Raw genomic sequence first — 12,374 nt, 5'->3', positions numbered from 1 at the left:
TTCAGGTGCGAAACGGTTCGCAGATTAGCACGCATCGGACAAAAGGATACTACGTCGACGAAGAATATGTGCCTACGCTGGGAATTCGACTGGTGCAGGGACGTAATTTTTTAAAGGATTCTCCCGCCGAAAAGGAAAACGTGCTTATTAACGAAGCGGCAGCTCAGGCTTACTGGCCCAAAAAGCAGTCTACTGGATCGCCCATTGGTCAACAACTTTTCATAATTGGTGATGGCTCCGAAGGCAGCAAACGCACCTATACGGTCGTGGGCGTGGTGAAGGATTTCCATTTCGAATCCATGCGCCAGCGGATCGCTCCTTTAGTCATATTTTATGGGAAAGATGCCAGCCAATTGGCACTACGTATCCAGACGAGCGATATTCCCGGCCTGCTACGTACCATTGAACAGCGGTGGAAAGCCCAGACAGACAATCCATTTACGTATTCCTTTTTAAACGAACGATTCAACACCATCTACCAGTCTGAACAGCGAATTGGTCGACTGGTGAGCATTTTCGCAGGGTTGGCTGTGCTGATTGCCTGCCTGGGTCTGTTCGGGCTCGCAGCTCTGACGACCCATCAACGTACCAAAGAAATCGGGGTGCGAAAAGTGTTGGGTGCATCAGTCACCAGTGTTGTCGCGCTGTTGTCGAAAGACTTTATGAAGCCCGTTCTGGTTGCCATTCTGATTGCGTCACCCGTGGCCTGGTACGCCATGGACCAATGGCTACAGGATTTTGCCTACAAAATCAATCTGGACTGGTGGGTCTTCGCCCTGGCAGGTATTCTGTCTGTTGGCATTGCCCTCCTGACAGTCAGTTTTCAGAGTATCAAAGCCGCTTTGGCAAATCCAGTTAAGAGTTTACGGAGTGAATAAACAGTTAACCAAACACGTATTATGAAACGCAAAATTCTGGTTACTACCCTGCTCATGTCCTCTGCCCTGATCTGTTTCGCAGCCCTCGCCGATTTGGGCGGTAAGTGGCAGGGAGGCATTTCTCTACCCGACGGAAACACCTATCCCGTTACCTACGAATTCACCCTCAACGGTAGCCAACTTAGTGGAAAAGCAACCGCTGAAGGCCCGTCTAAAACGATTAGCGAAGGCAAGGTCAACGGTGTTGATTTTAGTTTCAGCATCACCGATGACGATGGTCAGTTGATTCCGCACACCGGTAAATATTTCGCCGAAGGGGATTCCATCTCCTTAAACGTCACGTACCAGGGATCGAAATTGCACGCCACCTTAAAACGGGCAAAAAACTAACTGTTTGCCCGAGCCTCTGCTTCCTGCAACTCCTCTCCTATGCTCCCTGCCACCAAACCACCCCGCTTTGCCACCTGGCTGCTGAAGACATTCGGCCATCCTGATACGTTGGAAGAAGTGCAGGGCGATTTGCAGGAACTGTATGCGCATTGGGTGCTGACTGATGGAAAACGAAAAGCCAACTGGCATTATAGCCTGAACGCGTTGAAATTATTACGGCCTCTGGCCAAATCGAAAACAGCTAAAGAATATCCTTCACCCTTACTACTAAGTCCTGCTATGCTACGTAATTATGTAAAAATCGCCTGGCGCAATCTGAAGCACTCTAGGGGCATTTCGCTCATCAACGGATTTGGGCTAATGCTGGGGATAACCTGTGCGCTGCTGGTTTTTCTGGTGATTATCCACGAAACCAGTTACGACAAGCACATCGAAAACGCCGACCGGATTTACCGGGTCGAAACCGTAAACGCAAATGATCCGAATCCGCATTCAGGCACCTATACCGAACTAGGTAGCGTATTGCCGAAAGAAGCGCCCGAATTCGAAACCGTGGTGTCCATCTGGAATGAGTGGGGGCGCGGCCTGTCCATTCCGGCATCAGGAGATTTTTACAAAGAACGCGTGGCCTTTACCAACCAGGCTATCTTTGATTTACTTGACTATCAACTAATTAATGGCGATGTCCGTTCGGCGCTTTCACAACCCAATCAGGTGGTGCTGACGGAATCCTATGCAAAGAAGTTTTTTGGCACAACTGACGCCATCGGCAAAACCATTCGCTACGCCAATCTGCAGGATTTACAAGTGTCGGGCGTACTGAAAGATCATCCTGCCACGACCAGTTTTCCGTTCAACGTGCTGGTTTCATTCCTTACTCTCAAGCGTGTTAAGCCCGATTACGATTCGCATGGATGGAGCGGCTTTGGCGATAATTTTCAGGTCTACGTACGGATGAAACCGGGCTTTAAACCCGAGCAATTGACCCGCCGATTCCATGACATCCAGGCGAAATACCAGAAAGATCCCAAGACGGTTCAGAATCAGTACTTCGCGCTAAACCCGTTGTCAGACATTCATTATTCCTTCAATTTCAGTGGTCGGCAGGCCAATCTGAAACTACTCAAAATGCTGGCTCTGATTGGCGCTTTCGTGCTGCTGATTGCCTGCATCAATTTCGTAAACCTGACTACGGCACAAGCCTTCAAACGGGCTAAGGAAATTGGAATTCGGAAGGCCGTGGGCAGTAACCGCCTGTCGCTTATCTATCAGTTTATGACAGAAGCCGGACTCATCACCCTGATGGCTACGTTCATGTCGGCGCTGCTGGCCTGGCTTACGCTGCCAGAAATTGCGACCCTGATGGCGCTTCCGCTAACGACCACCGACCTGCTGAGTTGGAAAATTGGAATTTTCCTGGCCGGACTGGCTTGTTTAACAACCGTTCTGGCCGGAACCTATCCAGCTTTCCGCCTGTCGGGGATGCCACCGATATGGGCCCTGAAAAGCAATAAACTTCCCCAGGGCGAACGGAGCATTACATTACGTCAGGGATTGGTCGTTGTGCAATTTACCGTCTCCATGGTTTTGATCAGCAGCGCTTTACTGATGAACCGGCAATTGACTTTTTTCCAGAACGCCGATCTCGGTTTCAATAAAAATGCCATTATCACGGTTGGTCTTCCCGACAATAAACCCGAAAAGCTACAAACCCTTCGGGCGCAGCTGGCGGAATCGCCACAGATCAAAGACGTAAGCTTTTCGTTCAACAGTGCTTCGGCCGAAAGCAACTGGATGCAGGGTATGCAATACCGAAAAGGCGCAAAGGCAACCGAGATTAAAACCCAGATGAAAATGGCCGACTCACATTACCTCGATACGTACGGAATTCAGCTTCTGGCGGGCAGTAAACTTCAGGATTCCGACACCTTATCGGCTGCGTTTAAGGTTATGGCCAACGAAATATTCCTCGACCGCATGGGCATCCGCAAACCCGCCGAAGCCATTGGCCAGAAAATATACTACGGTGATGGTGAGCAATTTGCAACGATTGTTGGGGTTACCAAGAATTTCAATGTCAACTCTCTGCATCAGAAGATTGACCCGACATTGATTCAGGTCGTACCCAACAACTTTTTTCAGGCAGGTATCAAGCTGCAAGGCGAGAAACCAACCACCGAAACGATACAGGCGGCTTTAGCCACCCTTGAAAAAGCCTGGAAGGCCACCTTCCCCAATCAGGTGTTTGAATACCAATTTCTGGATAAAACGTTAGCGCAGGCTTACAACAACGAAGTCCGGACCTCTAAACTGATCGAAACCTCCACCCTGATTGCCATTCTGATTGCCTGTCTGGGCCTGTTTGGGCTGGCTACGTTTACGGCTGAGCAGCGGACCAAGGAAATCGGCGTACGAAAAGTATTGGGGGCTTCCGTGATTAGCATTATCACGCTGATGACCAGAGATTTTCTGAAACTGGTGCTGATTGCCGTGCTGATTGCTTCGCCCATCGCCTGGTATGCCATGAGTCAGTGGCTGCAAAACTTTGAGTTCAAAGTCGAAATTCAGTGGTGGGTGTTTGCCCTGACAGGTTTGCTGCTGGTCATCATTGCCCTGCTAACGGTCAGTTTCCAGAGTGTTAAGGCGGCTTTAATGAATCCAGTTAAATCGTTACGTTCAGAATAGCCGGGTGCAAGGTGTGGAGTGCAAGGAGTTTTCTAACTCTTTCACGTTCTACACCTTGCTCCAAGCACCTTGCCCCATGCTATGAAACATCCTCCACGCTTCGCTACCTGGCTTTTGGCCAACTTCGCTCATCCCGATACACGGGAAGAAGTGATGGGTGATTTAATGGAGCTGTACGGCCATTGGGTGCAAACGACTGGCGAACGTAACGCTCGCTGGCGCTATAGCCTGAGTACGTTAAAACTATTGCGGCCCCTTGCCCGGTCAAAATCATTTTCTCAATACAAATCACCGTTTTTTCTCCGTCCGGATATGATACGTAATTATGTGACGGTGGCCTTTCGAAATCTGATTCGGAACAAAGCCTTTTCGATTATCAATATAGCGGGGCTCGCGCTCGGAATGGCGTGTAGTCTGCTGATTCTGCTCTGGGTACAGAACGAACGTAGCGTAGATGGCTTCCATACCAACGGAAAGTACCTCTACCAAATTTACGAACGACAGCATTTTGACGGCAAAACACAGGCAGGATACGAAACACAGGGCTTACTGGCCGATGAATTGAAGCGCGTTATTCCTGAAGTAGAGTATGCCAGCAGTATGGAATGGAATAATCCGTTTACGTTTCAGGACGGGGACAACATCAACAAAATGGAAGGCACGTTTTCCGGAGCTGATTTTTTCAGGATGTTCAGTTATCCGCTCGTGGAAGGTACGCCCGAAACGGCCATAGCAGCGCCAAACAGCATTGCCATCTCCCGAAAAATGGCGGATCAGTTTTTCGGAAGTCCGGAAAAAGCGGTTGGTAAGCTCATACGTTACGAAAATAAAGAAGATTTTGCCGTTACGGCGGTATTTGAAAACGTACCGGCAAACTCATCCCAGCAGTTTGACTTTCTCATCAACTGGAAGGCATACGTAAAGACGAATGACTGGGTACACAACTGGGGAAATTACAATCCGTACACATTCATACAACTACGTCCGGGAGCTGATCCGGCAAAAGTGGGCGCCAAAATCAAGGATTTCACGTATCGTTACAAACCCAAAAACAATGCTTTCATTGAAGAACTGATTTTGCAGCCGTATCCAGAGAAATACCTTCATTCCACGTTTAAAAATGGGCAGATCGATGGAGGGCGGATTGAATACGTACGGCTGTTCAGCTTTGTCGCCATTTTCATTCTGCTGATTGCCTGCATTAATTTTATGAACCTGGCTACGGCCCGTTCGGTGAAGCGAGCCAAAGAAGTGGGTGTACGTAAAGCTGTTGGAGCCGCCCGTTCGGCGCTGATGGGACAATTTGTGGGTGAGGCTGTTCTGGTCACGTTTTTCGCCATGTTAGTTGCTGTCGGGCTGGTTGTGCTGATTCTGCCGGCATTCAACAGCCTTACCGGAAAGCAACTTATCCTCCCCTTAAGTCAGCCTGCATTCTGGCTTACGCTGCTGAGCCTGCTATTGTTAACCGGATTTGTATCAGGAAGCTACCCGGCACTTTTCCTGTCGGCTCTAAATCCCGTTCGGGTTCTGAAAGGAAGCTTACGGTTTAGCGCAGGGGCAACGAATTTTCGGAAGGGTCTGGTCGTGTTTCAGTTTGCCCTTTCCATGCTGCTCATTGTCGGTATGATTGTGATGTATCGGCAAATGAATTACATCCAGACAAAAAACATAGGCTACAATCGCGAAAACCTTATTTATATCCCATTAGAAGGTGAGCTGGGCAAGAAATTCACGCTGTTTAAGGAAGAGTCCAGCCAGATGCCTGGTATTCTGTCGATTTCACGAATGCGGGGTACCCCTACCCTGATTTCGCACCATACCGGCGATTTTGTATGGCCTGGCAAAGATCCGAATCAGGCTATTTCGTTTGCCGACGAAACCGTGGGGTATGATTTTGTAAAAACAATGGGGCTGAGCCTGAAGGAAGGCCGGGACTTCTCGAAAGCATTCAGCACCGACTCCGTGGGGTTTCTGGTCAATGAAACGGCCCTGTCGAAAATGGGCTATAAAAACCCGATTGACAAACCACTGTCATGGGGGCAACGGCAGGGGAAGATTATCGGTGTGCTGAAGGATTTTCATTTTACGTCGATGCACCAAACGATTGAGCCGCTAATCGTTCGCCTGGATGAAAAACGGGAATGGGGCACCATTCTGGTACGTACCGAAGCGGGTAAAACCAAAGAAGCGCTGGCTGGTCTGGCGAAAGTCAGCAATGAGCTAAACCCCAACTTCCCCTTTACGTATCAGTTTTCAGATCTGGAGTTTACGCGGCTCTACCAGAGCGAACAGATAGTCAGTCAGTTAGCCAATTATTTTGCCATTCTGGCCATTTTCATCTCGTGCCTGGGTTTGTTCGGGCTGGCTACATTTACGGCTGAACAGCGTACCAAAGAAATCGGCGTTCGGAAAGTATTGGGGGCCTCCGTAACCAGTGTGGTAACTCTCCTTTCCAGAGACTTCCTGAAACCTGTTTTACTTGCCATTCTTATTACAACACCCCTGGCCTGGTACGTTATGAATCAATGGCTTATCGGTTTCGCCTATAAGATCACTATAGAGTGGTGGATGTTTGCCCTGGCGGGTGGTCTGGCTATTGGTATTGCTTTGCTAACCGTTAGTTTTCAAAGCCTGAAAGCTGCCCTCAGCAACCCGGTCAAGAGCCTGCGGTCGGAATAATGATAAGCAGTGAGTTTGATTAACAATTGATTATAGCTGAGGGTTATATTTTTGTTTAACAGCCTCTAAACGCTCCAGACATGAGCACTACTGAAACCGATTTTGCAGCCGTACGAGACAAACTAGACCTCACCGAACTGGTTAACCGCCTGTTTATGTACACCGACGCCCGCAACTGGCAGGGATTGCAGAATGAGGTATTTACGGAAAATGTTTACCTGGATATGGAGTCGAACGGGGGCGCTCCGCCGGGTGTTGTCACCGCCAAAACCATTACCGACGGCTGGCAACAAGGTTTTCAGGGGGTTGACGCTGTCCATCATCAGGGAGGTCACTACCTCATTACGGTCAACGCCGATCAGGCCGATGTGTATGGCTACGCTGTAGCAATGCATTACCGAACAGCCGCTTTGCATGGAAAGACCCGAACATTTGTGGGGAGCTACGAGATCAAAGCCGAACGTACTGGCAGCGGCTGGCGAATCAATCACCTGAAATATAACCTCCAATTCGCTGACGGTAATGCATCGCTGCAATAAGGCGTTATCGTTAAGGTTTGTACTTATACCTCGGATTTCCAACGCTCGTCTGCGATGCAATCGCAGACGAGCCAATGTCCAATGCCCAGTGACTACTGACCAATGACTAATTGCAAGCTTGGAGGTCAACTCATTTATCAGCAACTTGCCCCTTTCTACGTTAGTTGATAAATATGAAAACCATCGTCCTGCTCCTGTCCCCTCTCCTTTTGGGGTTTCTGCTCTTAACAAATCCGGCTGAAGTTCATAAAGATTTACTGGTTACAGTTCCACACAAAGCGGCAAAGCCTGTCATGACGGGTGCCGACCAGATTTCTGCCTATTTGCCTTATCTCAAAGGAAAACGGATTGGTATGGTGGTCAATCAGACGTCGATTATCGGCAACAAAGCTAGCGTCGACAGCCTGATGAGCCTGGGTGTGAACATTGTCCGAATTTTCGGGCCGGAACACGGTTTTCGTGGAAATGCCAGCAACGGAGCCAAAGTAGACGATGCCGTTGATTCAAAGACAGGGATTCCTATTATTTCGTTATACGGCAAAAATAAAAAGCCTACGCAGGAGCAGTTAGCCGATGTGGACCTGCTGGTTTTCGATATTCAGGACGTAGGTTGCCGGTTCTATACGTACATCAATACGCTCAATCATGTGATGGAAGCCTGCGCTGAGCACAAAAAAGAGCTGATGATTCTGGATCGGCCGAATCCAAATGGGTTTATCGTCGACGGGCCAATTCTGGAGAAGCACCTGTATTCGGGTATTGGCATGCACCCCATTCCCATCACGCACGGTTGTACCATCGCCGAATTTGCGCAAATGATTAATGGCGAAGGATGGGGCGGATTACCCGGCAAAAATCTGTGTAAGCTCAAGATCATTAAGGTCGCCAATTATACACACGATACGCCGTATACACTGCCGATTATGCCCTCGCCCAACCTGAATACGCAGCAATCGGTCATGCTTTATCCTAGTATCTGCTGGTTTGAAGGTACAATCATCAGTCAGGGACGAGGTACGTATATGCCATTCACCGTATTAGGAGCCCCGGCGCTAAAAGGCATTTATTCGTTTTCCTTTAAGCCCGTCAGTCTCAAAGGAATGAGCGAAACACCGCTGCATCAGGATACCGAATGCTATGGACTCGACCTGCGAAACTACGATACCAACATTTTTCGCAAAACCCGGCAACTCAATCTACAATGGCTGATAGAACTGTATAAAGCCTATCCTGACAAAGCCCGGTTTTTCGATACGAGTTACAGCAACCAGATTGGCAATTTCAACTTCAGGAGTGGCAATGAAGCCCTCAAAAAACAAATCATTGCGGGGATGTCTGAAAAAGAAATCCGTCAGAGCTGGGAGCCCGGTTTATCGGCCTATAAGCAAATGCGAAAGAAGTATCTGCTGTATCAGTAGCCGATCCATCTGTATATAAATCAGCGCGGTTCAACGGAGTCTCTTGATAAGCAGACTTTGTTGAACCGCGCTGATGTTATGGCGACTGTCGTTAGTTAAGATAGGTTTTCAGGAAAGCAACAACCTGTTGAACCGACTCAACGCCTTCCATATCATGCCCCTGACCCGGATACAGCTTGTACACGTGAGTGACACCGTATTGCTTCAATTTAGCATCTAACTGCTGCGCCTGCTGGTATGGTACAATGTCGTCTGCTGTTCCGTGAATAATCAGCGTTGGAGGGCTGTTTGCATTAATGTATTTCAGTGGACTTGAACTATTGTACAAGACCGTATCGGCCGAAGTTGGCTTACCCATCAATTGAGTCAGCAAGGTTCTGAGTTCAGAATTTTTAGACTGCTTATAGAACGATAGCATGTCGGAAGGGCCCACTTCATCGACCACCGCCATAGGCTGAAACGAGCTGCCCCCATATTTGTACGCGTATAACATGGCCAGATGAGCACCCGCACTCTGTCCCCACACAACAAATTTTTTGGATATACCGTAGCTGCTGCTACTGTTCAATACTTTTTCGATACAGGCTTTTACGTCCTGCTCCTGCGCCGGAAATTTGTTGGCCCCCGTTGTTTGATTGAATAACCGATAGTTAAAAAGCACAAATGCTGCCGACGGAAACAACTGTCGAAGGACAGGAACAGAAGAGAGGATAGAATCTTTGTCGCCCTCAATCCAGGCTCCGCCGTAAATAAAAAAGACAACTGGCGTAGTGCTTTCACTACGTCCGGCAGGCAGGTAAATATTGTAGGTTTGCTTACTATCAGTGCCGTATGCTACGTTGATCTTATCTTCCTGCGGCAGTGGATCGACGTTTTTATTGCTTTTGCTGCAACATGCCAGCAATCCCATTCCGACTACCCATATACAGGCTTTAACTAGATTTTTCATATAGATTTTTATAGATCGTATTATTTATCTTTTACAGGACTAACGATATTTTTTGCCTTTGCGGCTAAATCACCGAAACATAACTTACTGATAGGCGCTATTTCTGTAAATCAATAGCTTACTAAACTGTATATATTTTGCTAAAGTTACAAAACAATCGATTTAACCAGCAACTACGTACGCTCCTGAGGCAAACGAAGTTTTGTGATACCTGCAAAACCCAGTCGAACCGGGCTACCTAAGCAGTGGCCCGGTTCGACTGGGTTTGTTCAACTACGTATTTGAATGAATCCAGCAGTATTACGCCTTATACGGTCAGCAAAATGAGAACAGCTTCGTTGGAGAGTGCTTCAAAATCAACTTCGTCATACTGAATGTTGAGTAAAGCCAGGCCATCCCGTTCGTGCAACAGCCTATTCTGCACTTCAAATGCCCCGCTCAGTACAAAAACAAAGACGCCCTGCTCTGCTCTAGCCTTTTCTGTTAAGCGATACAACCCCTCCTGACGACCATCGTACCGGCCAATCCATCCACAGGGAGCGGACATATCTGCATTTGACTGGTAAAAAGGCAGCAACTGATTTTTTGTCTCCAGATTAAATGCCCGAAGTTCAGCTTTTGGGACAAAGTTATCCGAATCATTGGTCAGCCAGATCGTTACGCAGTTTATCAGTTCCGTTTCATACGGATTCATGACCTGATACGCCATACCCGCCCGCAACGAAATCAACTGGGCCTGACCCGGCTCCACGAAACCATTCCCCACCGGACTTTGGTATTCAAGACCACCTACCAACGGAATAAGCAGTATGTCAGTATTACGTTCTACCTCAAGGCCGATGCTGGCACCCGCTTTCAGAAAATCATCGTTTAGCAGTTGCAGCGCCCCAAATGGACGGCGGCTATCGTCGGAATAAGCGCCGAAATTAAAACTATGAAAACTCTGCAACGTATCCAGTTGAGAGCGGCCCCGCTGGTCAGCCAGATAGATTTGTGCCTGGGTTTGGATATCCATATGGATCAAGCAGGAAGTTCGCCCACCTGAAGGGATGAAATGCTTAAAAACGGTTGCTGGGCTACCATATCTGTCTCTATCTCCTGGCCGGTTTGCAACGCCGGCTGCTGATCGCCATAAGCGATCAGCAGCCGGTCATCCACTGTATCAATCCAGGTTAGCCAGTCGCTGTAGAACAGAATAGCCACTTTATGAACTTCTTTCTGCTCAACGTGCGAATGAACGATTTCGAATTTGAACTGCGTAAAGGGCAGACACAACTTTCCGGCGATGTTGGCGATATCCGGAATAATCTGGTTCAACTGCCGAATATAGCCGATAGCTGCTGTACTGGTCAGGTAATGCAACCGATCTGCATTCGGCACATTGGCGATCAATTCCTGCAATGTCTGGTATTTATGTTCCTGGTTATAGAATTGCGACTGCATGTAAAACTCCTTGTAGGTATCCTCAAATACGTACTGATCCCACAGTTTTGTAGACGATGCATCGATAATTTTTCGATAACACAAGCGGATAAGCCCTTTTGTCATATGTTGCCCTGGTCAGCGAATGCTGACCGAATAAAACCCCTACGCACTCACAACCAGATTGATAGCCAGCGTATACCCACCCGAAATACTACCCGTAACGGTGGCTAGCTCAGTGGTAAATCCATCGCTGAACACGTTATCGGTTTCGTTTTTGGTATCCTGCGCCCCTTTTGTGTAGCCGTACGATTGAGCCGTGGTATACACCGTATTGGTAATGTCGTAGGGAAACGCAATCTGGGTAACGGACAGTGATTTTCCCGATGAATTATAAATGTGCACGTGAATGTGCGGTGCCCGGCCCGAATACCAGCCAGGGAAGATTGATGTGTACGTAACCAGCCCGTTTGCATCGGTTGTCTGACGGCCCCGCAAGAAATTAACCGTCGTGAAATTCACGCTCTGCATCCCTGTACCACCGTATTCGGAGTAATACCCGTCTTTATCGCAATGCCAGATGTCGACCAGAGCCCCGGAGAGCGCATTACAACTATTATTAGCATTTTTGATGGTGATGTTGATCGTGAAAGCGACCCCCGTCCGATCATCGCGAATGTCGCTGCGAACAAAATTGGCCGGGCTTTTTGTTGGAAAGGGCCCTTCGGTTTCGGTTGGCGTTACGGTACAACTGCTCGACGACGTACCATTTGTTGTGCCTGTTGACGTCGACGTACCCGTCGTTGTTGTCGGTTCAACTTCGGTTTTGCTACATCCCTGCACAGCAGGAACAATCGCTGCGATACCTAACAGGCTCCCGAAACCTCGCTTTAAAAATTCTTTACGTTCCATGTATTCTGATTGATTGCCGTTTGAAAAGGAAATGAGTGGTTGACAGGCTGTTGCCTAACCGTTAATACGTTACTGAATTACTAGTCGACAGAAGCCCCATCGATGGTGTCTTTTGCTTCGCGGGTAGCGTCTTTAAATTCCCGTATGCCTTGTCCCAGCCCACGAGCCAGATCAGGCAGTTTCTTAGCTCCGAAAAACAGAAGAAGGGTGCAACTGATTAATACAATTTCAGAGGTGCCTAAACCAAACATAATTTTGTGATTGCCAGATAAAGTAGAGGTACTCAGGCTGTTTATATCTCTGTTACGTTGCCCACAGAGGTTTTGTTGCAAGCCCGAAAGTCTTATCGGTAAACACCCGGTTTTTATCGGTGAATGCGCAAAAGTTGGTCAAATCAGGAATTGGCTCAGGCTAGTCGTACGGAATTGACAGCCGACACATCGAATAAAATCCTGCAATGGCTGAATGGATTTCCGGTAAAACTTGTTAGCCGTTCTTAGCA

At 48.2% G+C, this 12,374-nt stretch carries 11 protein-coding genes; 6 read left to right on the top strand and 5 right to left on the bottom strand.

Annotation, left to right across the window (positions count from 1 at the left end; genetic code table 11):
• Positions 1 to 5: 5 nt before the first annotated feature.
• The 6 genes from LN737_RS13295 (at position 6) to LN737_RS13270 (ending at position 8,589) form a co-directional block, all read left to right on the top strand.
• Entirely contained in the window at positions 6 to 878 is an 873-nt protein-coding gene (locus tag LN737_RS13295) for an ABC transporter permease (RefSeq protein ID WP_405519564.1), read from the top strand.
• 21 nt (positions 879 to 899) lie between these two features.
• The gene (locus LN737_RS13290; protein WP_405519562.1) at positions 900 to 1,268 is read left to right on the top strand and encodes a hypothetical protein; all 369 of its coding nucleotides are present in this window, start codon (positions 900 to 902) and stop codon (positions 1,266 to 1,268) included.
• Between the two features lie 39 nt (positions 1,269 to 1,307).
• The gene (locus tag LN737_RS13285; protein ID WP_405519560.1) at positions 1,308 to 3,953 is read left to right on the top strand and encodes an ABC transporter permease; all 2,646 of its coding nucleotides are present in this window, start codon (positions 1,308 to 1,310) and stop codon (positions 3,951 to 3,953) included.
• An 81-nt stretch (positions 3,954 to 4,034) separates the two neighbouring features.
• A complete protein-coding gene (locus LN737_RS13280) occupies positions 4,035 to 6,632 on the top strand; it encodes an ABC transporter permease (RefSeq protein ID WP_405519558.1) in 2,598 nt (865 codons plus the stop codon).
• A gap of 80 nt (positions 6,633 to 6,712) precedes the next feature.
• Positions 6,713 to 7,171: a nuclear transport factor 2 family protein gene (locus tag LN737_RS13275; RefSeq protein ID WP_405519556.1), complete on the top strand. Its 459-nt coding sequence runs from the start codon at positions 6,713 to 6,715 to the stop codon at positions 7,169 to 7,171.
• Between the two features lie 173 nt (positions 7,172 to 7,344).
• Positions 7,345 to 8,589, top strand: coding sequence for an exo-beta-N-acetylmuramidase NamZ domain-containing protein (locus LN737_RS13270; protein WP_405519554.1), 1,245 nt, complete (start codon positions 7,345 to 7,347; stop codon positions 8,587 to 8,589).
• Positions 8,590 to 8,680: 91 nt separating this feature from the next.
• Here LN737_RS13270 and LN737_RS13265 read toward each other — a convergent pair whose 3' ends face one another.
• From LN737_RS13265 to LN737_RS13245, 5 genes are all read right to left on the bottom strand, one after another.
• On the bottom strand, positions 8,681 to 9,538 hold the full coding sequence (locus tag LN737_RS13265) for an alpha/beta hydrolase (protein ID WP_405519552.1): 858 nt from the start codon (positions 9,536 to 9,538) through the stop codon (positions 8,681 to 8,683).
• A 307-nt stretch (positions 9,539 to 9,845) separates the two neighbouring features.
• Positions 9,846 to 10,553, bottom strand: coding sequence for a pirin (locus tag LN737_RS13260; protein WP_405519550.1), 708 nt, complete (start codon positions 10,551 to 10,553; stop codon positions 9,846 to 9,848).
• Positions 10,554 to 10,558: 5 nt separating this feature from the next.
• Positions 10,559 to 11,086, bottom strand: a complete 528-nt coding sequence (locus LN737_RS13255; RefSeq protein WP_405519548.1) for a hypothetical protein — start codon at positions 11,084 to 11,086, stop codon at positions 10,559 to 10,561.
• Between the two features lie 39 nt (positions 11,087 to 11,125).
• Positions 11,126 to 11,872 (bottom strand): intradiol ring-cleavage dioxygenase, encoded by a 747-nt coding sequence (locus LN737_RS13250; RefSeq protein WP_405519547.1) that lies wholly within the window; start codon positions 11,870 to 11,872, stop codon positions 11,126 to 11,128.
• An 80-nt stretch (positions 11,873 to 11,952) separates the two neighbouring features.
• The gene (locus tag LN737_RS13245; RefSeq protein ID WP_405519545.1) at positions 11,953 to 12,123 is read right to left on the bottom strand and encodes a twin-arginine translocase TatA/TatE family subunit; all 171 of its coding nucleotides are present in this window, start codon (positions 12,121 to 12,123) and stop codon (positions 11,953 to 11,955) included.
• Positions 12,124 to 12,374: the final 251 nt, after the last annotated feature.

Source organism: Spirosoma sp. KNUC1025, assembly GCF_045160025.1.
In the GTDB taxonomy this organism is placed as follows: Bacteria; Bacteroidota; Bacteroidia; order Cytophagales; family Spirosomataceae; genus Spirosoma.
Note: the sequence above shows the minus strand (reverse complement) of the source record. Positions and strands in the feature narration are given on the sequence as shown.

Excerpts from the sequence above, each read along its gene's own strand:
- LN737_RS13290 (WP_405519562.1), top strand. The coding sequence starts at position 900 with ATGAAACGCAAAATTCTGGTTACTACCCTGCTCATGTCCTCTGCCCTG.
- LN737_RS13285 (WP_405519560.1), top strand. The coding sequence starts at position 1,308 with ATGCTCCCTGCCACCAAACCACCCCGCTTTGCCACCTGGCTGCTGAAG.
- LN737_RS13280 (WP_405519558.1), top strand. The coding sequence starts at position 4,035 with ATGAAACATCCTCCACGCTTCGCTACCTGGCTTTTGGCCAACTTCGCT.
- LN737_RS13275 (WP_405519556.1), top strand. The coding sequence starts at position 6,713 with ATGAGCACTACTGAAACCGATTTTGCAGCCGTACGAGACAAACTAGAC.
- LN737_RS13270 (WP_405519554.1), top strand. The coding sequence starts at position 7,345 with ATGAAAACCATCGTCCTGCTCCTGTCCCCTCTCCTTTTGGGGTTTCTG.
- LN737_RS13265 (WP_405519552.1), bottom strand. The coding sequence starts at position 9,538 with ATGAAAAATCTAGTTAAAGCCTGTATATGGGTAGTCGGAATGGGATTG.
- LN737_RS13260 (WP_405519550.1), bottom strand. The coding sequence starts at position 10,553 with ATGGATATCCAAACCCAGGCACAAATCTATCTGGCTGACCAGCGGGGC.
- LN737_RS13255 (WP_405519548.1), bottom strand. The coding sequence starts at position 11,086 with ATGACAAAAGGGCTTATCCGCTTGTGTTATCGAAAAATTATCGATGCA.
- LN737_RS13250 (WP_405519547.1), bottom strand. The coding sequence starts at position 11,872 with ATGGAACGTAAAGAATTTTTAAAGCGAGGTTTCGGGAGCCTGTTAGGT.
- LN737_RS13245 (WP_405519545.1), bottom strand. The coding sequence starts at position 12,123 with ATGTTTGGTTTAGGCACCTCTGAAATTGTATTAATCAGTTGCACCCTT.